Source organism: Bradyrhizobium sp. UFLA05-89, from assembly GCF_059803475.1.
Map to the genome: position 1 here is coordinate 49,618 of NZ_JBANBA010000041.1, position 19,391 is coordinate 69,008.

Annotated in this window: 19 protein-coding genes; 8 read left to right on the forward strand and 11 right to left on the reverse strand. The window is 63.4% G+C overall.

Annotated features, from left to right (window positions below; genetic code table 11):
- Positions 1 to 129: 129 nt before the first annotated feature.
- The 3 genes from SO139_RS21865 to SO139_RS21875 all read left to right on the forward strand — a co-directional run bounded on the left by SO139_RS21865 (position 130) and on the right by SO139_RS21875 (position 3,348).
- Complete coding sequence (locus SO139_RS21865; RefSeq protein WP_449381066.1) at positions 130 to 1,113, forward strand: ABC transporter substrate-binding protein; 984 nt, start codon at positions 130 to 132, stop codon at positions 1,111 to 1,113.
- A 241-nt stretch (positions 1,114 to 1,354) separates the two neighbouring features.
- Positions 1,355 to 2,905 (forward strand): SUMF1/EgtB/PvdO family nonheme iron enzyme, encoded by a 1,551-nt coding sequence (locus SO139_RS21870; RefSeq protein ID WP_449381065.1) that lies wholly within the window; start codon positions 1,355 to 1,357, stop codon positions 2,903 to 2,905.
- Positions 2,906 to 2,922: 17 nt separating this feature from the next.
- Complete coding sequence (locus SO139_RS21875) at positions 2,923 to 3,348, forward strand: DUF4399 domain-containing protein (protein WP_449381064.1); 426 nt, start codon at positions 2,923 to 2,925, stop codon at positions 3,346 to 3,348.
- Positions 3,349 to 3,368: 20 nt separating this feature from the next.
- Here the strand turns inward: SO139_RS21875 and SO139_RS21880 are convergent, their stop codons facing one another.
- From SO139_RS21880 to pqqA, 10 genes are all read right to left on the reverse strand, one after another.
- Positions 3,369 to 4,424: a 2-oxoacid:ferredoxin oxidoreductase subunit beta gene (locus tag SO139_RS21880; protein ID WP_449381063.1), complete on the reverse strand. Its 1,056-nt coding sequence runs from the start codon at positions 4,422 to 4,424 to the stop codon at positions 3,369 to 3,371.
- A complete protein-coding gene (locus SO139_RS21885) occupies positions 4,421 to 6,268 on the reverse strand; it encodes a 2-oxoacid:acceptor oxidoreductase subunit alpha (protein ID WP_449381062.1) in 1,848 nt (615 codons plus the stop codon). Before SO139_RS21885 ends, SO139_RS21880 begins: the two co-directional genes overlap by 4 nt.
- Positions 6,238 to 8,037, reverse strand: coding sequence for an FAD-dependent oxidoreductase (locus tag SO139_RS21890; RefSeq protein WP_449381061.1), 1,800 nt, complete (start codon positions 8,035 to 8,037; stop codon positions 6,238 to 6,240). The genes SO139_RS21885 and SO139_RS21890 overlap by 31 nt, the downstream gene beginning before the upstream one ends.
- Before the next feature lie 236 nt (positions 8,038 to 8,273).
- Positions 8,274 to 8,948 (reverse strand): hypothetical protein, encoded by a 675-nt coding sequence (locus tag SO139_RS21895; protein WP_449381060.1) that lies wholly within the window; start codon positions 8,946 to 8,948, stop codon positions 8,274 to 8,276.
- Between the two features lie 153 nt (positions 8,949 to 9,101).
- Positions 9,102 to 10,088, reverse strand: coding sequence for a prolyl aminopeptidase (gene pip, locus SO139_RS21900; RefSeq protein WP_449381059.1), 987 nt, complete (start codon positions 10,086 to 10,088; stop codon positions 9,102 to 9,104).
- Positions 10,078 to 11,295, reverse strand: a complete 1,218-nt coding sequence (gene pqqE, locus SO139_RS21905; RefSeq protein WP_449381058.1) for a pyrroloquinoline quinone biosynthesis protein PqqE — start codon at positions 11,293 to 11,295, stop codon at positions 10,078 to 10,080. Before pqqE ends, pip begins: the two co-directional genes overlap by 11 nt.
- On the reverse strand, positions 11,292 to 11,603 hold the full coding sequence (gene pqqD / locus SO139_RS21910; protein ID WP_449381057.1) for a pyrroloquinoline quinone biosynthesis peptide chaperone PqqD: 312 nt from the start codon (positions 11,601 to 11,603) through the stop codon (positions 11,292 to 11,294). Before pqqD ends, pqqE begins: the two co-directional genes overlap by 4 nt.
- A gap of 13 nt (positions 11,604 to 11,616) precedes the next feature.
- Complete coding sequence (gene pqqC, locus SO139_RS21915; protein WP_449381110.1) at positions 11,617 to 12,372, reverse strand: pyrroloquinoline-quinone synthase PqqC; 756 nt, start codon at positions 12,370 to 12,372, stop codon at positions 11,617 to 11,619.
- A gap of 20 nt (positions 12,373 to 12,392) precedes the next feature.
- The gene (gene pqqB / locus SO139_RS21920) at positions 12,393 to 13,322 is read right to left on the reverse strand and encodes a pyrroloquinoline quinone biosynthesis protein PqqB (protein WP_449381056.1); all 930 of its coding nucleotides are present in this window, start codon (positions 13,320 to 13,322) and stop codon (positions 12,393 to 12,395) included.
- 116 nt (positions 13,323 to 13,438) lie between these two features.
- A complete protein-coding gene (pqqA, locus tag SO139_RS21925) occupies positions 13,439 to 13,519 on the reverse strand; it encodes a pyrroloquinoline quinone precursor peptide PqqA (protein WP_007595659.1) in 81 nt (26 codons plus the stop codon).
- A 299-nt stretch (positions 13,520 to 13,818) separates the two neighbouring features.
- Here pqqA and SO139_RS21930 point away from each other — a divergent pair, with 299 nt between their 5' ends.
- The 5 genes from SO139_RS21930 to tarD all read left to right on the forward strand — a co-directional run bounded on the left by SO139_RS21930 (position 13,819) and on the right by tarD (position 17,626).
- Complete coding sequence (locus SO139_RS21930) at positions 13,819 to 14,076, forward strand: DUF6894 family protein (RefSeq protein ID WP_449381055.1); 258 nt, start codon at positions 13,819 to 13,821, stop codon at positions 14,074 to 14,076.
- A gap of 82 nt (positions 14,077 to 14,158) precedes the next feature.
- On the forward strand, positions 14,159 to 15,559 hold the full coding sequence (locus SO139_RS21935) for an amidase family protein (protein WP_449381054.1): 1,401 nt from the start codon (positions 14,159 to 14,161) through the stop codon (positions 15,557 to 15,559).
- A gap of 9 nt (positions 15,560 to 15,568) precedes the next feature.
- Positions 15,569 to 16,045 (forward strand): glutathione peroxidase, encoded by a 477-nt coding sequence (locus SO139_RS21940; protein ID WP_449381053.1) that lies wholly within the window; start codon positions 15,569 to 15,571, stop codon positions 16,043 to 16,045.
- 11 nt (positions 16,046 to 16,056) lie between these two features.
- The gene (locus tag SO139_RS21945) at positions 16,057 to 16,299 is read left to right on the forward strand and encodes a DUF3297 family protein (protein WP_449381052.1); all 243 of its coding nucleotides are present in this window, start codon (positions 16,057 to 16,059) and stop codon (positions 16,297 to 16,299) included.
- A 157-nt stretch (positions 16,300 to 16,456) separates the two neighbouring features.
- Positions 16,457 to 17,626: a D(-)-tartrate dehydratase gene (gene tarD, locus SO139_RS21950; RefSeq protein WP_449381051.1), complete on the forward strand. Its 1,170-nt coding sequence runs from the start codon at positions 16,457 to 16,459 to the stop codon at positions 17,624 to 17,626.
- 146 nt (positions 17,627 to 17,772) lie between these two features.
- Here the strand turns inward: tarD and SO139_RS21955 are convergent, their stop codons facing one another.
- Positions 17,773 to 19,122 (reverse strand): malonyl-CoA decarboxylase, encoded by a 1,350-nt coding sequence (locus SO139_RS21955; RefSeq protein WP_449381050.1) that lies wholly within the window; start codon positions 19,120 to 19,122, stop codon positions 17,773 to 17,775.
- Positions 19,123 to 19,391: the final 269 nt, after the last annotated feature.

Consider the following 19,391-nt stretch of genomic DNA (forward strand, 5'->3'; position numbering starts at 1 on the left):
GGGCGGGATGCGTTCACCTGCCCTCGATGACCCGGCACGTCTGGCGCGCCCGGATTTAGTTATCCCCCGGATGGCCGAATGCTGATACACGCGCGTGATGCAGTCGACTTTAGCCAATCCGGGCCACTCATGATCCGGCGTGCCTTCATCCGGGCTATCGGGCTCCTGGCGGCCGCGCCATGGCTTGCGGTGAACGCCCAGCCGGTCCCGCGCAGGAAGCTCGTCGGCATGGTCTCCTCGTTCAGCGAGCAGCAATTGCTGCCGCTCCGCGCTGCGCTCCTGGACCGGCTGCGCGAGCTCGGCTGGCGTGATGGCGACAATCTGGAGTTCGACCTGCGGCTGGCGAAGCCGATGTCATCCTCCCTGTCGGAGGCCTCGGCTTCGTTGGTGCAACGGAAGCCGGACCTGCTGATCGCACAGGGAAGTCCTACGCTCGAGGCAATGCGCAAGTACTCGGGCGCGATACCCGTCGTATTCCTGTTGGTGGCTGATCCGGTCGAGCTCGGCGTGGTGGCGTCCCTGTCACACCCCGGAGGAAGCCTCACCGGCTTCACGAATTTCGAACTCGCGGTCGGGGGCAAATGGGTCGATCTGCTGAAGGCCGTCGACACGACGATCGAGCGCATCGTCCTGATCGCCAATCCCGACAATAACACCAGCGCCCCGTTCGCGCGCCAGATCGAGAGCGACGGACGCGAAAGCGGCGTGAACGTGCAGACGGTTTACGTCCGCGATGCCGGCGAGATCGAGCGCGCCGTTCGCGGTGCAGGAGGTTTGCCCAGGGCTGGGCTGATGACGCTGCCCGACTCCCTGCCGATCCTGCATCAGGATCTGATCGTCGGCTTGACCAACGAGCTGCGCATTCCCAGCATCCATCCGTTCCGCAGCTTTCCGACAAGCGGCGCGCTGATGTCGTACGGGCTGGATTTCCCGGACTTGTTCCGCCAGGTCGCTTCCTATGCAGATAGCATTCTTCGCGGAACGAAGCCGGCCGATCTTCCGGTGCAGGCGCCGACAAAATTCGAGCTGGTCATCAATTTGAGGACGGCGAAGCTGTTGGGGATCGCGGTGCCGCCGGCACTGCTGGCGAGCGCCGACGAAGCCATCGAGTGAGTGAACGCTCGCTTGGCGAGAAGTTCCGTTGCGAGCTTTAGTCGCTCGCGACATGAGGAAAGTTCAAAGCACCCAGCGAGCATTTTCGCTCGGAACCCATGCCGACGCTTCGCGAGAAGCTCTGATCTAGTCGCACTTTGCTTGTTCCTCGCGGGCGATGTGATAGCCTGCAGCTTGCACGTTGAGCTCTTCGAGAGCTGAACGTGCAAGCCGCCATTTGCAAGTTTGTGGAGCCCCAGTAATGGGTGAAATTCGCAACTTCAAATCGGGGAATCAGGGTGAGCCGCCGCGTAACGCGATGCCTCGCCGCCTCGCCGCCATTATCGTCGGTGACATCGCCTCCTACAGCCGTTTGATGCAGGCCGACGAGGAAGGCACGCATGTCCGCGTCAAGCGGATCGAGCGCGATCTGATCCAGCCCAGCATAGTCGAGCACCACGGCACGCTGATCAAGACGACCGGCGACGGCTTCATCGCGATTTTCGACAGTCCCGTCGAGGCCGTTCGGTGCAGCATCGTCATCCAGCAAAATCTCGTCGGCCGCAACGCCACGCTTCCGAATCATTCCCGGATCGAATACCGGATTGGTGTCAATCTCGGTGATGTCATCGTGGAGCCGGACGACGTCTACGGCGACGGCGTCAATATTGCGACGCGGATCGAAGGGATTGCCGAGCCCGGTCAGGTCTTCATCTCAGGCGCGATCTATGAGCAGATCAAGCACAAGGTGGTGTGCGGCTACGAGTCGCTCGGGGATCGCAAGGTCAAGAATATCACCGATCCAGTGCGCGTCTATCGCGTGCTGCCGGACGCTGACGCCGTCGGCAGGACACGAGGTCGGCGCGAGAACATCCTGCTGTTTCTCCTCGGCCTGACGTTGCTCGTGATCGCGAGCGGCGTGCTTTGGTACCTGCTCGTGCAGCAACGCCCCCGCCTCGATCAACACGCGGCAGCTCCCCCCGCCGCGGCTCCCGCATCCCCGGCGCCGCAATCCGTTCCAACAGAATCCGGTTCGATGGCGCCGGCGCCGCAGGCCGCCCCCGTTGCCTCTCCGTCGCCGACAGCAATGCCATCGCCGGCGCCTGCGCCTCCACCGGTCCCGGCGCAATCCACGGCACAGGTCCAGGAGCCGGAAATGATCGCGATCCGCGCCGGCAGTTTTGCGATGGGCAGCAACGAGGATCCGACGGAAAGACCGATCCACCAGGTTGCGATCAAACCGTTCGCGATCGGGAAATATCCAGTGACTGTCCGTGAATGGAACGAATGTGCGGCGGCAAAGGCCTGCGGATTTACGGCAACCGGAAAGGACGACGCCGCCGTCACGAATGTAAGCTGGACGGACGCGCAGCAATATGCGGGCTGGCTCGCGCAGGCGACGAAGAAGCCGTACCGGCTTCCGAGCGAAGCCGAATGGGAATATGCCGCCCGCGGGGGTACCCAGACCAAGTACTGGTGGGGCGACAAGCCGCAGTCGGGCATGGCGGCTTGCAAGGATTGCGGAGACGTATCGGCTGATCAGCCGGTCAAGGTCGGCAGCTTTAAGCCCAATCCCTTTGGACTCTACGACATGGGAGGCGGCGTCGATCAGTGGGTCGCGGATTGCTGGCACAAGAACTACCAGGGCGCTCCGGCCGACGGCTCGGCCTGGAGCGGCGACTGCACTTCGCATGTTCTGCGCTCGGGGTCCTGGAAGAACGACGCGCGCTATGTGCGACCGGCGAACCGCGACAGCTACGATACCAATGTTCGCTATCCGACCCACGGCTTCCGCATAGCGCTTGGTCCGTAAGCGCGGAAGGAGATGCGATGAAGATCGTCTGCTGCCTCGCGCTTTCAGTGCTGCTCGCATCGTCCTCCAGCGCAGCCTATTCGCAAGGCAAGCCGGCGCCGAAGGACGCAAAGCTCTATTTCATCACGCCGCGCGATGGTCAGAAGATCAAAGGCGGATTCTGGGTCCGGTTCGGCCTCCGCAACATGGGCGTGACGCACGCCGGCGACGACTACCAGAACAGCGGCCATCATCATCTGCTGGTCGACGTCAACGAGCCGATCGACCCCAAGGAGCCGATTCCGCAGGACAAAACGCATCTTCATTTTGGAGCGGGGCAGACCGAGACCTTTCTCGAGCTTCCGCCGGGCACCCATACGCTTCAGCTGGTGCTGGGCGATGCGAAGCACTATCCGTTCGACCCGCCCGTTGTGTCGAGCAAGGTCAGCGTTCGGGTCAGATAGGATTTCGTCCGGTCTGTTGGCTAGCGCAGGCCGGCGTTGATCTTGTCCAGCACGGCCGAGCCCGGGCACAGCGCGTCCGCTTCCAGCGTGTTGAGGGGCGTCTCGACCGTGTTGAGATGCTCGTGCATATCGTCCGCGTCGGGGTCGACATACAGCAGGCCTGTGACGATCTGTCCCTTGGCGGCGTGCTTCTGCAGGAAGTTTTGGGCGCCGAGCCGGTCGTGCGGATCGTAGTCGGCATCGATTTTGCGCAGCGCGATCTTGCTGCCGTCATGCTGCTCGACGACCTGCACGGAGCCAGGGGCGTAGTCGACGCTGATCGGATCCCGCCCGACCAGCACGTCGAGCCGGTTCACCGCGTCATTGTGCTCGCGGACATAGTCAAAGCTCTTGGTCGAGCCGGCGTGATTGTTGAAGGCGATGCAGGGACTGATCACGTCGATGAACGCCGCGCCCTTGTGGCGGATCGCGGCGGCGATGAGTGGTACAAGTTGCGTCTTGTCGCCGGAGAAGCTGCGCGCGACGAAGGTCGCCCCCAACTGCAGCGCGATCGCGACGAGGTCGATGGCGTTGTCGGTGTTGGTGACGCCCTTCTTGGATTTCGAGCCGCGGTCGGCGGTGGCCGAGAACTGGCCCTTGGTCAGACCATAGACGCCGTTGTTCTCGACGATATAGGTCATGTTGACGCCGCGCCGGATCGAATGTGCGAACTGGCCGAAACCGATCGAGGCGGAATCGCCGTCGCCGGAGACGCCGAGATAGATCAGGTCACGATTTGCGAGGTTGGCGCCGGTCAGCACGGAAGGCATACGACCGTGCACTGAGTTGAAGCCGTGCGAATTGCCGAGGAAGTAGTCGGGCGTCTTCGATGAGCAGCCGATGCCGGAAATCTTCGCCACCCGGTGCGGCTCGATCGAGAGTTCGTAACAGGCCTCGATGATCGAGGCCGTGATCGAGTCGTGACCGCAGCCGGCGCACAGCGTCGAGATCTTGCCCTCGTAGTCGCGATGCGTGTAGCCGAGCTCGTTCTTCTTCAGGCCCGGGTGATGAAATTTCGGCTTTGCAATGTAGGTCATGACACGGCCTTGCGGAGCGGGGTCACCTTGAGGTGATCCTGGTGGTCGCCAATGGCTTTTGCGATGAAGCGGGCGGTGATGGGCGAGCCGTCGTAATGCACGATCGGCACGAGACGCACCGGGTCGATGCCGTTCTCGTTGACGATGAGCTGACGGAGCTGGCTGTCGCGGTTCTGCTCGACGACGTAGACGAAATCGTGCTCGGCGAGGAAGCTCGCGACGCTCGAATGGAACGGGAAGGCACGGATGCGCAACCGGTCGAGCTGATGCCCGCGGACTTCCAGAAGGCCGATCGCCTCGTCCATCGCCGGCGCCGTGGAGCCGAAATAGATCACGCCATATTTGGTCGGCCGTTCCGCATTGGCCTGGAGCGGCCGCGGCACGAGATCCTGCGCTGTCTCGAACTTGCGCACCAGGCGCTGCATGTTGTCGGCATAGACCGTGCCCTCCTCGGAGTAGCGCGCATAGCGGTCGCGCGAGGTGCCGCGGGTGAAGTAGGAGCCCTTGGTCGGATGCGTGCCGGGATAGGTGCGATAGGGGATGCCATCACCGTCGACGTCGAGATAGCGGCCAAAGTCGCGGCCTTCTTCCAGCATTTCCGCGGTCATCACCTTGCCGCGGTCATACTGCCGCGCGTCGTCCCACTTCAGCGGACGGCAGAGGCGGTGGTTCATGCCGATATCGAGATCGAGCATCAGGAAGATCGTGGTCTGAAGCCGTTCGGCGAGATCGAACGCGGCTGCCGCGAACTCGAAGGCCTCAGCCGGATCTTCCGGGAACAGCAGCACGTGCTTGGTGTCGCCATGCGAGGCATAGGCGCAGGCGATGATGTCGCATTGCTGTGTGCGGGTCGGCATGCCAGTCGAGGGGCCGGCGCGCTGGATGTTCATGATCACGGCCGGAATCTCGGCGAAATACGAGAGGCCGATGAACTCCGTCATCAGCGAGATGCCGGGGCCCGACGTTGCGGTGAAGGCTCGCGCGCCGTTCCAGGAGGCGCCGATCACGATGCCGATGGAGGCGAGCTCGTCTTCGCCCTGCACGATCGCGTATTTCGCCTTGCCGGTCTCGGGATCGTGCCGGTACTTCTTGCAATGGCTGGTGAAGGCTTCCGCAACCGACGAGGACGGTGTGATCGGATACCACGCGCACACCGTCGCGCCGCCATAGACGGCACCGAGCGCCGCGGCACTGTTGCCTTCGATGAAGATGCGGTCGCCGACCTTGTCGGCCTTCTTCACCCGCAGCCCGATCGGACATTTCAGATTCTGCAATGCCCAGTCGCGACCGAGATGCAGCGCATGGACGTTGGAGGAGAGCAGCTTCTCCTTGCCCTTGTACTGCTCGCCGATCAGCTGCTCGATCACCTTGGGATCCATGTCGAGCAGCGCCGCGAGTGCGCCGAGATAGATGATGTTCTTGAATAGTTGTCGCTGGCGCGGATCGGTATAGGTCGAGTTGGTGATCGCGGTCAGGGGAACGCCAATCACGGTGATGTCGCCTCGGAATTTCGTCGACGGCATCGGCTTGGTGGAATCGTAGAACAGGTAGCCGCCGGGCTCGATGCCGGCGACGTCCTTGTCCCAGGTCTGCGGGTTCATCGCCACCATCATGTCGACGCCGCCGCGGGCGCCGAGATGGCCGGCTTCGGTCACCCGCACTTCATACCAGGTCGGCAGGCCCTGGATATTGGAGGGGAAGATGTTGCGTGGGGAGACCGGCACACCGTGGCGCAGGATCGCGCGGGCAAACAGCTCGTTGGCCGAAGCCGAGCCCGAGCCGTTGACGTTGGCGAAACGGACGACGAAGTCGTTTACGCTGCTGATCGGCTTTTTGTCGGACATGATGATCCTGCGTAGGTCATATCGATGAGGTATTTCTGCATGTCCCAGGCTCCGGTGGGACAACGCTCGGCGCACAGCCCGCAATGCAGGCAGACGTCCTCGTCCTTCACCATCACACGCCCGGTCTTGAGATCGCCGGAGACGTAGAGATCCTGGTCGGGATGCATCGATGGCGCCTTCAGGCGCTGGCGCAGATCGGCCTCTTCCCCGTTCTCCGTGAAGGTGATGCAATCCATCGGGCAGATGTCGACGCAGGCATCGCACTCGATGCACAGAGAGGTCGAGAATACGGTCTGCACGTCGCAGTTCAGGCAGCGATGCGCCTCGCCGAGCGCGAGCTTGACGTCGTAGCCGAGCTCGACCTCGGCGCGGATGTCCTTCAGGGCCACCACCTTGTCGCGGTGCGGCACCTTGAAGCGCTTCTCCGGCGAGATGTCGTTGTCATAGCTCCACTCGTGGATGCCCATCTTCTGCGAGGTGACATGCACGGCAGGCAGCGGCCGCTCATTGATATCCTCGCCCGAGAGCAGCCTGTGGATCGACAGCGCGGCGTCGTGGCCGTGCGAAACCGCCCAGATGATGTTCTTCGGCCCGAAGGCGGCGTCGCCACCGAAGAAGACCTTTGGGTTGGTCGAGGCGAAGGTCTTGGGATCGACCTTCGGCATGTTCCATTTGTCGAACTCGATGCCGCAGTCGCGCTCGATCCAGGGGAACGCGTTCTCCTGGCCGACCGCCACCAGCACGTCGTCGCAGGGAATGGTCTGATCCGGTTCGCCTGAGGGGACGAGATTGCGCCGGCCCTTGGTGTCGTATTCGGCCCGGACCTTCTGGAAGGTGACGCCGATGAGCTTGCCGCCTACATGCTTGAATTCCACGGGCACCATGTAATTGAGGATCGGGATGTCCTCGTGGATGGCGTCTTCCTTCTCCCAGGGAGAGGCCTTCATCTCCTCGAAGCCGGAGCGCACAATGACCTTGACGTCCTGGCCGCCGAGCCGGCGCGCGGTGCGGCAGCAATCCATCGCGGTGTTGCCGCCGCCGAGCACGATCACGCGCTTGCCGATCTTGTCGGTGTGGCCGAACGAGACCGAGGACAGCCAGTCGATGCCGATGTGTATATTCGCGGCTGCCTCCTTGCGGCCGGGAATGTCGAGCTCGCGGCCGCGCGGCGCGCCGGAGCCGACGAAGATCGCGTCGTACTTGTCCGCGAGCAGGGCCTTCATGCTTTCGACGCGGTGGCCGCCTTTGAATTCGACGCCGAGATCGAGGATGTAGCCGGTCTCCTCGTCGATCACGGAATTGGGCAGGCGGAATTTCGGGATCTGTGAGCGCATCATGCCGCCGGCTTCGGGATCGGCATCGAACACCGTGCAGTGATAGCCGAGCGGTGCGAGATCGCGCGCCACGGTCAGCGACGCCGGGCCACCGCCAACCAGCGCGATGCGCTTGCCGTTCTTCGGCGAGGGACGCGGCAGGCGCTGCTTGATGTCATCCTTGAAGTCGGCCGCGACGCGCTTCAGGCGGCAGATCGCCACCGGAGTTTCCTCGACGCGTCCGCGGCGGCACGCCGGCTCGCATGGACGATCGCAGGTGCGTCCCAGAATTCCGGGAAACACGTTCGATTTCCAATTGACCATATAGGCGTCGCTATAGCGGCCTTGTGCGATCAGACGGATGTATTCGGGAACCGGGGTGTGCGCAGGACAGGCCCACTGGCAATCGACTACCTTGTGAAAGTAGTCGGGGGCCGCGATATCGGTCGGTTTCATTCCTACCCTGTCCGCACAGGCCCAAAGACCCGGCGGCCTTCTTGAGCTTGGCGAACGCTTACGCGTCGATATGGTTCTTAAATTGGATCATAGGCTTACCTTATTAGAACCAATCCGAAGCGCGCACAAAGGCAAATTTGGGCAATGCTGTGCTTTCATAGGAGCTACGCACACACAGCATTAACACTCGCGCATTCCATGCGGCGGTGCAGCATCCCGTGATGCGTGTGATAATTTCAGCCGCGTGCGATGTCGCTCTTCGCAAGATCCCACATCAGGCAGTAGGTGCCGACGGAAACGGGAAGCGACGACGGTGATGCTGCTGGACCGGTGAAGCGTTCGGCAATCACGGCAGAGACGGCGCTGACACGCGTGCCGTCGATCAGCACGAACCAATCGTTGGCGCCCGGGCTGCGCACCGGAATTTCCGCTGTCGGGCCGGAAAGCTCTGCATCGCTCTCGAGTAGATGCATGGAGATGATGCCGTCGTATTTTTCCGGCGCCAGCTTTTCCCGCAATGCATCGCGTAATCGTCCGGCATTGTCGGGCGTTGGGCGCAGCCGTACCACGCCGAGCGCGACACCGCGTCCGGTGCCGCGACTGATGGTGATGCACGCCACCGCGCGGATCATGTTCTCAAACCGTGCCATGGTCTGGCGCGACCAGTCGGTCGGGTTTGCAAGCCGCGCCCGATAAGCGGGACTGTCGAGCACGTCGAGCGTCGCAGTCGAATACAGGCAGAGATATTTGGGGCTGGCAGCGTGCGCGACATAGCGCCGCGCCTCCAGAAAGCCGTCGATCGCAACACGCTCCGCAAGATGTTCGCGATCATACCAGCGGTTGAAATCGGCCTCATGCTCCGCGTCGATGTTCATCGACGTCAGCAGCATGCCCTTCCCGGCGAGCGGCATTCTTCTTATTCCTTCCCTGCGAACACTCGACCCTCATGGTGAGGAGCCGCGAGCGGCGTCTCGAACCATGAAGGCCCAGCTGAGGCATCTCGGCCTTCATCCTTCGAGACGCGCTTCCGTGGGAAGCGCTCCTCAGGATGAGGGGACAGACCTTTATCGCGCGGCTTTCGAGCCGAGGTCCGCGATCGCTTTCATCACGGCGTCCCTCACGCCGGGATCATAGAGCGAATGCCCAGCCTCTTCCACGATGCGGATCTCGGAACCCGGCCACACTTTTGCGAGCGCCCAGGATGTCTCAGGCGGGCACAACAGATCATAGCGGCCCTGGATGATGATGCCGTGAATGCCGGCGAGATTGCCGGCATTTCGCAGCAGCTGATCCGGCGCCATGAAGCAGTCATTGATGAAGTAGTGTGCTTCCATGAACGGCGTCGCGGGCAGCGTGCGCCACACGTTGAGCGTGGCGAGATCAAGCCGCGTGCGTGCCGGCTTGTGTTCGGACAGCGTGCGCTCGGTATCATGCCAGGCCCGCGCGGCGGGGCCATGCTTATCAGGATCAGGATTGAGAATGCGGCGCCAATACGCCTCGATAGGCCGCTCTCGTTCTTCCGCCGAGAGCAGGCTCAAGAAGTCCTCGTTGAGCGCGGGATAGAGCTGCGGCAGCCGCGACGTGAAGCCGGTCTCGACCTCCGCTCGCGTGCCGAGAAAGGTTGCGCGCAGCACGATACCCGAAACGCGCTCGGGATGAGCTTCCGCGTAGGCCAGCGCAAGCGTCGCCCCCCAGGAGCCGCCGATCACGATCCAGCGTTCGAAACCGAACTTTTGGCGGATCAACTCCATGTCGGCGACGAGGTGCTGCGTGGTGTTGTGCTCGCGCGAGCCCTTCGGCCGGCTGCGGCCGGCGCCGCGCTGGTCGAACAGCACAGCATGGAAGCGTTCAGGATCAAAAAGCCGGCGATGGTCGGGCTGGCAGCCGCTGCCGGGACCGCCATGCAGATAGACGGCTGGGATGCCATCAGTGCGGCCGACGCTTTCGACATAGATCTCGTGGCCGTCCGAAACGGCAAGCATTTCCGAAGTCAGCGGCGCAAAGGGATCGGCGCGCTTGGCCGATTTGGCCGCGTCGGCGTCAGGCGCCATGCTTGCCGGACTCCACAGGGTCAGGCTCCAAAGTGCCACCGGCAAAGTTGCGGTAGAGGAAGCGGTTGGTCTCGCCTTCGGCTTCGCGTTCGGCCTGCTTGAAGATGGTCTCGTGCAGCGGCGACAGCGCGCAGGCCGGATCGGTATTGGCCGCATCGCCCGTCAGTGCAAAGGCCTGGCAGCGGCAGCCGCCGAAATCGATCTCGCGGAATTCGCAAGTTCGGCACGGCTCCTTCATCCAGCCGGTGCCACGATAGCGGTTGAAGGCGTCCGAGTTCTGCCAGATCCAGGCGATCGAATGATTGGAGCGCACGGATTCGAAGTCGAGCCCGGTGATGCTCTCGGCCGCATGGCAGGGCAGCACCTTGCCGGCGGGTGAGATGTTGAAGAACTGCCGGCCCCAACCGCCCATGCACTTCTTCGGCCGTTGCGCGTAGTAATCCGGCACGACGTAGTCGATCGCGAGCGTGCCCTTGAGACGCTCGCGCGCCTCCTCGACGATACGGGTGGTCTCGTCGAGCTGCGCGACCGTCGGCATCAGCGCGGCGCGGTTCTTCAGCGCCCAGCCGTAGTACTGGACGTTGGCGACCTCGAGCCGGTCGGCATCGAGATCGACCGCCATCTGGATGATGTCGGGGAGCTGGTGCAGGTTCTGGCGGTGCATCACCGCGTTCACGGTGAGCGGCAGATCGAGCTCTCGCGTCCACTTCGCGACTTCGAGCTTCTTGTGATGCGCGCCCTTGTAACCGGCGACGCGGTCGGCAGCGATATCTTCGGTGCCCTGAAAACTGATCTGCACATGGCAGAGGCCGGCATTCGCGAGCTCGCTCAGTCTGTCGCGCGTCAGCAGCACGGCGGAGGTGATCAGGTTGGTATAGAGGCTGGCGTCGCTCGCATGCTTGATGAGCTCGACGAGGTCTTTCCGCGCAGTCGGCTCGCCGCCGGAAAAATGGACCTGGAGCACGCCGATCTCGGCGAGCTCGGTCAAGACCTTCTTCCACTCCTCGGTCGTCAGCTCCTTGCCGGCGCGATCGAGCTCGACCGGGTTGGAGCAATAGGGGCATTGCAGCGGGCAGCGATGCGTGACTTCCAGCAGCACCGCCAGCGGAATGCCAAAAGTCTCTGCCGTCGAGCGCTGTTTTTCGAGCACGGCGAGGCTGTCGCTGACATCGTGGGGAACGCCGGGGTCGCCGAGTACGTCACTCATGACGTCTTCTCCCGTGCTTCGGTGAGAAAGCCTTTGTCCGCCAGGTCCTGCAACATGGCGACCACGTCGGCCAGGATCGCATCGCGCGGCGCAGCATACTTCGCGGCGAGCTGGTCGGCCACATTGCCGACGGTGCGGATGCCGTCGCAGAGCTGCAGAACCTCGACCGCGATCTCGTCCGGCGCCAGCACCCGTTCCGGCGCCAGGATCACCCAGACCTTGCGCGTCTCGTCGTATTTCAGCTTGGCATGCCGCGGCAGCACGGGCCGGCTCGCTTCGCTGACGCTGATGTGACGCGGCCCGGCCATTGCTTATTTCCTCTCAGCTCGCCTTGGGCGCGAAGGCGCCCGGCGGAATGTGCCCATCGACATAGGCATGATAGAGCGCGTCTAACTGCACCCACAGCACGTTGGTCTTGAAGATCAGCGCGTTGCAGACGGCCGCGCGTTCCTCCGGCGTCCTGGCGTGCTTCCTGACATAGTCGAGCGCAAAGTTCGCATCGCGCGGCGCCTGCGTCAGGCGGCGCTTGAAGTAGCTCATGATATCAGGGTTGACGAAGTCATAGTGCTCCAGCATGCCGCTGATGCGCTCTTCGTGCAGGTTCGGCGCGAACAGTTCGGTGAGCGAGGAGGCGATCGCCTCCAGCGGGCTCTTCTCGCGGCAGAAATGCACATAGGCCTCGACCGCAAAGCGTGTCGCCGGAAGGATGCCTTCGGTCGATTCCACATAGGCCGTGTCGAGGCCCAGGCCTTCGGTCAGCTTTAGCCAGCGCTCGATGCCGCCCTGGCTGCCGACATCGCCGTCATGATCCTCGATGCGGTGGCGCCACTCCAGCCGCGTGGCGCGGTCGCGAAAGCGCGAGATCACCACGGCATCCTTGAGCGGGATCGTGCTCTGGTAATAGTAGCGGTTGAGTGCCCAGGCCTGCACCTGGCCCTTGTTCAGCTTGCCGCCGTGCAGGAGCTTATGGAACGGATGCAGGCTGTGATAGCGCGTCGCGCCAATGTGGCGCAGCGTCGCCTCGAGCTCCTCGGCCGAGTTGAGCCTGATGTCCTTGCCGATCGAGAGTGCGGTCATTCCGGGAAGCGTCATGGCGTTCACAGCACGATCTCCGTTCCATCGGCGGGTATCTGCCAGCCCGCATGCTCGGCCGCCTTGCGCTCGGGCGAGGAGGGCAGCAGCGCCGGATTCGAGTTATTGATATGCAGAAATATCTTCCTGTCGATATCGAGGCCGGCAAGCCGCGCGAGGGCGCCGTCCTCGCCGGACATGGCGACATGTCCCATGCTCTTGCCGGTCTTGTGGCCGAGCCCGGCCCGGATCATCTCGTCGTCGCGCCACACCGTGCCATCGAAGAACACCAGCGATGCGCCGGCGATCTGCGCTCTCAGCGCGTCGGTGATCTCGGCACAGGCGGCGAGGAAGTAGAAGTTCTTGCCGGTCGACTTGTCGGTGATCTTCAGGCCCAGCGTATCGCCCGCACCACTGCTCCCGCCGGGATGCGCCTTGCCTTCCAGGTACCAGGCCGATTTGCCTGCTACCTCGAGTGCAACCACCTCGATGCCGGAGCGTGCGCCGTCCGGAAGGCGCGGCTCGAACGGTTCGTCGACCCCGATCGGCTGGCGCCTGACGTTCTTCTCATTCAGCACGTTGAAGATGCTGTTGGCCTTCAGGATCGCCAGCACCTTGTCATGGGCGTAGATCGTGAACGGCGAGCCCTCGCGCATCGACAAGAGGCCGGCGACTGCGTCCACCTCGCCATTGGTCAGGATCACGCCGGCAACCGGCGTGTGGCGCAGCGCGCCCGGCTTGGGGTGAAGCTGCGGCGTGGCGTTGAATTGCTGTCGGAGGTCGGGAGAGGCGTTGATCAGGAACCAGTTATCGCCGTCGGCGCTGAAGGCGACCGAAGCCTGGGTTCTCTGCAATTGTCGGGGTTCAGCGCGCGCTGCCCGGCAGCCTGTGCACCCGCAGTTCCACTGCGGGACCCCGCCGCCAGCCGCGGCGCCCAGGACGACGACGCGAAGCATAATTCCGTCTCCTGGAGACACGTGTCGAGGTGGATCTCAGGCTGACACAACCCCCTTCGTCCGGGAAAGTCACGCACCCGACGGATCCACCTGCGCTCAACGTGAAATTGCCGCCCTTACTTGCGGGTGGCGCTCACATACATGTTGATTTCCATGCCGCACGGCACTTCGACGATTTTCGGTGCTTTCCAGGCCATTGTGGCTCTCCTTTTCTGAGAAATCGGACGTGTCCGCCCCCGGTTAAACTACTGCGGGCGGAAAAGTTCGCCAGTTAAATCTTCCGGGACCTAGGTAGTAGACAGCTGCAATGCTGCGCTGCAAACACGAAAAGGCGCGATCACGCCGCGGAGATGACGCAAAAACAGCAAAACAACCCCGTGCAAAATACGACGATATGCAAAGAACGGACGATAGGGTGTCATCCCTGTCCGGATAAAGCAGTTGTGAGTAAGAAGCGGCTTTCAATCCTCTACAGGCGACCCCATTGGATCAAGGCATGCCCAGATATTTCTTCAACACCCGCATCGGCGACGAATTGATCGTGGACCCTGACGGCGAGGACCTGCGCAATCCCGATCGCGCCTGGGAAGTGGCGCGCCAGATGATTTTGGAAGTTCTGAAGTCGGAAGGGACGCAGCCGGCGCTGCTGGAGGCCGTCATCGAGGTCACCGACGACGACGGTGAGATCGTGCTGGAATTTCCCTTCACCGAGGCGCTTCTGGACATGCCGGACCAGTCCGCCACCCGGCACTGACGATCCGGATTCGGCCCCCGCGTATTGCGCATGGCTTTGCCGCCTGACCGGCGCTAAAAGACCCGGTCACACGGAGCATGCCATGCAAGATCTCTGGCGCTTGTCGGCCGCCGACCTCGCCACCCTCATTCGGTCGAAGAAGATTTCCGCCACCGAAGCTGCGAAGGCCGGCCTTGCCCGGCTCGATGCCGTCAATCCCAGGCTGAACGCAGTGATCGACCATCGGCCGGAGGACGTGCTCAAGCAGGCGGCGGCCGTGGATGGCAAGATTGCCCGGGGCGAGGATCCCGGCCTTTTGGCCGGCGTCCTCGTGACCGTGAAGGTCAATGTCGACCAGGAGGGCTTTGCCACCACCAATGGCCTGAAGATTCAGCGCGAGGTGATCGCGAAGGCCGACAATCCGGTTGTCGCCAATTTGCGCAAGGCGGGCGCCGTCATCCTCGGCCGCACCAACTGCCCGGCCTTTTCCTACCGCTGGTTCACCACCAATCTGATTCATGGCGACACCAAGAACCCGCGTGACGCCTCGCTGACCCCGGGCGGCTCGTCCGGCGGCGCAGGTTCGGCCGTAGCAGCAGGCATCGGCCACATCGCCCACGGCACCGATATCGCGGGCTCGATCCGCTATCCTGCCTACGCCTGCGGCGTGCACGGCCTGCGGCCGACCATGGGCCGGATTCCCGCCTTCAACGCCGCGCTGCCGGAGCGCCCGATCGGGCCGCAGATCAGCGCGGTCTCCGGGCCGCTGGCGCGCACCATCAATGACTTGCGGATTTCGCTCGCCGCGATGGCGGCCCGCGACGCGCGCGACCCCTGGTGGGTGCCGGCGCCGCTCGAAGGACCGGCGATGCCCAAGCGCGCGGCGCTGTGCCTCAACCCGGACGGGCTCACGACTGCGCCTGAGGTGAAGGCCGCGGTCAGCGACGCCGGCAAGCGGCTGGAGCGGGCAGGCTGGACGGTGGAGGTGATCGAGAACACCCCCCCGATGCGGGAAGCTGCTGATTGGCAGACCAAACTCTGGATCGGCGACGGCTACGAGGCCGCGCTCGAAGCCGCCGAGCGCGAGGGCGATCCAGGCGCGCTCGCCTGCCTGCGCGGCAACCGTGCCAAGGTCACCCCGTTCGACCAGGCGGCCTACGCCAAGGCGCTGATGCGCCGGGCAACGCTAACCCGCGAATGGATGCTGTTCTTCGAGACATACGCGGTGGTGCTGACGCCGGTCTCCGGCGAATTGCCCTTTCCTGACCATCTCGATCGCAAGGACGAGGCGTCCTTCAAGCGGGTCTGGGACGCGCAGTTGCCGCAGATCGCCATTCCCTTCATGGGACTGCCGGGCCTCGTGGTCTCCACCGGTCTCGTCGGCAGAGCGCCCGTCGGCGTGCAGGTCGTATCCGGCCGCTATCGCGAGGACCTCTGCCTGCTCGCCGGCGAGGCGATCGAGGCCGGCGGCGTGCCGCCGTCACCGATTGATCCCGTGGGCTAAAGGACAACGATGTCGGCGATCTACGATTTTTCGGCCAACTCGCTTCTCGGCGAGGACGTGCCGATGCGACGCTTTGAGGGACAGGTGCTGCTCATCGTCAACACGGCGAGCAAATGCGGCTTCACGCCGCAATATCGTGGGCTGGAGGACTTGCACCGTGACCTTAGCCCGCGAGGCTTCTCCGTGCTCGGCTTTCCCTGCAACCAGTTCGGTGGCCAGGAGCCGGGCAAGGCAAGCGAGATCCAGGAGTTCTGCAGCACGCAGTATGACGTCACCTTCCCGTTGTTCGAGAAGATCGACGTCAACGGCGCCAATGCGCATCCCCTCTATGAGTACCTGAAACGTCAGCAATCCGGCCTGTTGGGTGCCTCCATCAAATGGAATTTCACGAAATTCCTGGTGGACCGTGCAGGCAAGGTGGTGGCGCGCTATGCGCCAACCGCGCGGCCCGAGGGGCTGCGCCAACAAATCGAGACAATGTTGTGAGCGAGACAATCATGAGCGACGAATTCCCGGACCGCCTGTCAGTCGATCCGAACAGCCCGTACTACAACGCCGACATCCTGGCGCGCGACGTCGGCATCCGCTTCAAGGGCATCGAGAAGACCAATGTCGAGGAGTATTGCATCAGCGAGGGCTGGGTCCGCGTCACGGCCGGCAACGCCAAGGACCGCCACGGTAATCCGCTGACGATCAAGGTGCATGGGTCTGTCGAGCCGTATTACAGGGATAAGAAATAAGCTCGGCGCTCGGGGCGCGCCGCACATTTCCGCCGTCATGCCCGGGCTTGTCCCGGGCATCCACGTCTTCGAACTTGCTCAGTGGCAAGGGCGTGGATGGCCGGGTCAAGCCCGGCCATGACGAGAGGAAAGAGCAGGCCAGGAGGAGAGGAAACCCATGTCCGTCCGCATCGTCGACGTCCGCGAGATCACCAAGCCGATCTCCTCGCCGATCCGCAACGCCTATATCGATTTCACCAAGATGACGACGAGCCTGGTCGCCGTCGTCACCGACGTCATGCGTGACGGCAAGCGCGTCGTCGGCTACGGCTTCAACTCCAACGGCCGCTACGGGCAGGGTGGCCTGATCCGCGAGCGCTTTGCCGCGCGCATCCTCGAGGCCGAGCCGAAGTCGCTGCTCGACGAGGCCGGCGAAAATCTCGACCCCGACAAGGTCTGGGCCGCGATGATGACCAACGAGAAGCCGGGCGGTCACGGCGAGCGTTCGGTCGCGGTCGGCACCATCGACATGGCGGTGTGGGATGCGGTGGCGAAGATCGCCGGCAAGCCGCTGTTTCGCCTGCTCGCCGAGCGCCACGGCGTCAAGGCCAATCCACGCGTGTTCGTCTACGCCGCCGGCGGCTACTACTATCCCGGCAAGGACCTCTCGATGCTGCGCGGCGAGATGCGCGGCTATCTCGATCGCGGCTACAACGTCGTCAAGATGAAGATCGGCGGCGCGCCAATCGAGGAGGATCGTACGCGCATCGAAGCGGTGCTGAAGGAGATCGGCGAGGACGCGCAGCTTGCGGTCGATGCCAACGGCCGCTTCGATCTGGAGACCGCGATCGCCTACGCAAAGATGCTGCGGGACTATCCGTTGTTCTGGTACGAGGAGGCCGGCGATCCCCTCGACTATTCGCTACAGGCCGCACTTGCAGAATTCTATCCGGCGCCAATGGCGACCGGCGAGAATCTCTTCAGCCACCAGGATGCCCGCAACCTGATCCGGCATGGCGGGATGCGGCCCGATCGTGATTGGCTGCAATTCGACTGCGCGCTGTCCTACGGCCTCTGCGAATATCAGCGCACGCTGGAAGTTTTGAAGACCCATGGCTGGTCGCCCAGCCGCTGTATCCCGCATGGTGGCCACCAGATGTCGCTGAACATCGCCGCCGGCCTCGGCCTCGGCGGCAATGAGAGCTATCCCGACCTGTTCCAGCCCTATGGCGGCTTCCCCGACGGCGTCCGCGTCGAGAACGGTCACATCATCATGCCGGACTTGCCGGGCATCGGGTTTGAAGGGAAGTCGGATCTCTACAAGGAGATGAAGGCGCTGGCGGAGTAGCGGTCGGACTCGCCAAGCTTTCAGTAGCCATACCCCGCGAAGGCGAAGGCGAAGGCGTCCAGTACGCCGCGGCTTCTCCGTATTCGTCGCTGCCTCGGGAATACTGGATCGCCCGAACAAGTCGGGCGATGACACCATACGTGCGTTCAGGATAACCGCATATCCAACAGCCGTCGCTCGCCCTTGAGCAGCTTCTTCACCGCGCTCGACGCGACGACCGTGCCGTCGTTGGCGTAGGCTTCGTGGTTCTTCTCGATGTCCTCGAGGCGGTAGAGATAGTTGACCATGACACCGGCGGATTCGCGCAGGCCCTTGGGCGAGAGGTCTCCCAACCAGTTGATGCGCTCCAGTCGTGCGCCATTGCCGAGATGGAAGCGGGCGACCGAGTCGATCAGCCGGCCCTTCGACGTGCGTGCTTTCAGGAAATAATAGGCGGCGAGCGGTTCGATCACGCCGCGCAGCTGCGCGGTCAGCTCCGCGTCCTCGAACCATTTCGGCTCGTCGAGATGCTTCAGCACCTCGCGATCTTCCTCCGACAGCGGCAGGTCCTTGTCCTGCTTCAGCCACGGCATGAAGCCCGGCACCGGCGACAGCGTCACGAAGGTGTCGAGCTTGGGCAGCTCGCGGCGCAGCTCCTCGACCACCTGCTTGATCAGGAAGCTGCCGAAGGAGATGCCCCCCAAGCCTCGCTGTGTGTTCGAGATCGAGTAGAACACGGCGGTGCGTGCGCGCTCGATCGGCACCGGCTCGCGGTCGACCGCGAGCAGCGGCGCGATTGCGCCGGGGATCGTCTCGGTCAGCGCCACCTCGACGAAGATCAGGGGCTCATCGACTAGCGCCGGATGGAAGAAGGCGTAGCAGCGGCGGTCGACCGGATCGATACGGCGGCGCAGATCGTCCCAGTCGCTGATCTCGTGCACGGCCTCGTAGCGGATGATCTTTTCGAGGATGTTGGCCGGTGTCGACCAGTCGATCCTGCGCAGCACGAGAAACCCCCTGTTGAACCACGAACTCAAGAGATGCACGACGTCGCGGTCGAGCGCGGCGAGGTCGGTGTGCCCGTTCATCATGCCGAGCAGGTCGGCGCGCATGGCGACGAGATCGCCGGTGCCGCCAGGGGCGCGGTTGAGGCGACGGATCAGCTCCTGCCGCCGCGGCTCCGAGGCGAAATGCAGGTCACTGGCGTCCTCGTCGCTCGGCTGGGTGCGCCATTTCTCGACCGTCTGGGCAAGCTTCTCGCGGTCCGGCCCGAAATCACGCACGAGCGCCGCGAAGAAGGCGCGGCGTCCGGTCGCATCGAGGTCCTGATAGTGGTCGAGCACCTCGCGCGCCATCGCGGTGCCCGAGGCCTCGCCTCGACCCGACAGCAGCGCCTCGCACAGCTCGATCAAGCCATCGGCGTCCTGTCTTGTGTCCGAGGCGTCACCGCGCCGCAGCAGCGTACGGCCGCGCTCGGAGATCGTGGCGAGCAGGTCGGAGAAAAAGGCGTTGGCCATCTGGGCTTTTCGAATCCGGTTTGTGCGGTGCGGAAGCTTACACGGGATTTAGGTGGAAGCTTATCACAATCAAGCGCAAGTGGGATGCATGTGAAGCAGTGCCATGCGCTTCAAAGAAAGCTGTCATGCCCCGGCTTGACCGGGGTATCCAGTACGCTGCGGCCGGTCGGTTCGATCACCGCCGTCTCGGAGTACTTGTATGGGCTTGGTCAAGGATGAGTGGTTGTTAGATCATTTCAGATCATCTCCTTGTTCGAAGGAGGCGGACG

Coding starts and splice junctions, on each gene's coding strand:
- SO139_RS21955 (WP_449381050.1), bottom strand. CDS start 19,122: ATGGCCAACGCCTTTTTCTCCGACCTGCTCGCCACGATCTCCGAGCGC.
- pip (WP_449381059.1), bottom strand. CDS start 10,088: ATGGCGCCTGACGCCGACGCGGCCAAATCGGCCAAGCGCGCCGATCCC.
- tarD (WP_449381051.1), top strand. CDS start 16,457: ATGTCCGTCCGCATCGTCGACGTCCGCGAGATCACCAAGCCGATCTCC.
- pqqA (WP_007595659.1), bottom strand. CDS start 13,519: ATGGCCTGGAAAGCACCGAAAATCGTCGAAGTGCCGTGCGGCATGGAA.
- pqqB (WP_449381056.1), bottom strand. CDS start 13,322: ATGCTTCGCGTCGTCGTCCTGGGCGCCGCGGCTGGCGGCGGGGTCCCG.
- pqqD (WP_449381057.1), bottom strand. CDS start 11,603: ATGGCCGGGCCGCGTCACATCAGCGTCAGCGAAGCGAGCCGGCCCGTG.
- SO139_RS21890 (WP_449381061.1), bottom strand. CDS start 8,037: ATGAAACCGACCGATATCGCGGCCCCCGACTACTTTCACAAGGTAGTC.
- SO139_RS21895 (WP_449381060.1), bottom strand. CDS start 8,948: ATGCCGCTCGCCGGGAAGGGCATGCTGCTGACGTCGATGAACATCGAC.
- SO139_RS21945 (WP_449381052.1), top strand. CDS start 16,057: ATGAGCGACGAATTCCCGGACCGCCTGTCAGTCGATCCGAACAGCCCG.
- SO139_RS21930 (WP_449381055.1), top strand. CDS start 13,819: ATGCCCAGATATTTCTTCAACACCCGCATCGGCGACGAATTGATCGTG.
- SO139_RS21935 (WP_449381054.1), top strand. CDS start 14,159: ATGCAAGATCTCTGGCGCTTGTCGGCCGCCGACCTCGCCACCCTCATT.
- SO139_RS21880 (WP_449381063.1), bottom strand. CDS start 4,424: ATGACCTACATTGCAAAGCCGAAATTTCATCACCCGGGCCTGAAGAAG.
- SO139_RS21885 (WP_449381062.1), bottom strand. CDS start 6,268: ATGTCCGACAAAAAGCCGATCAGCAGCGTAAACGACTTCGTCGTCCGT.
- SO139_RS21875 (WP_449381064.1), top strand. CDS start 2,923: ATGAAGATCGTCTGCTGCCTCGCGCTTTCAGTGCTGCTCGCATCGTCC.
- SO139_RS21865 (WP_449381066.1), top strand. CDS start 130: ATGATCCGGCGTGCCTTCATCCGGGCTATCGGGCTCCTGGCGGCCGCG.
- SO139_RS21940 (WP_449381053.1), top strand. CDS start 15,569: ATGTCGGCGATCTACGATTTTTCGGCCAACTCGCTTCTCGGCGAGGAC.
- SO139_RS21870 (WP_449381065.1), top strand. CDS start 1,355: ATGGGTGAAATTCGCAACTTCAAATCGGGGAATCAGGGTGAGCCGCCG.
- pqqC (WP_449381110.1), bottom strand. CDS start 12,372: ATGACCGCACTCTCGATCGGCAAGGACATCAGGCTCAACTCGGCCGAG.
- pqqE (WP_449381058.1), bottom strand. CDS start 11,295: ATGAGTGACGTACTCGGCGACCCCGGCGTTCCCCACGATGTCAGCGAC.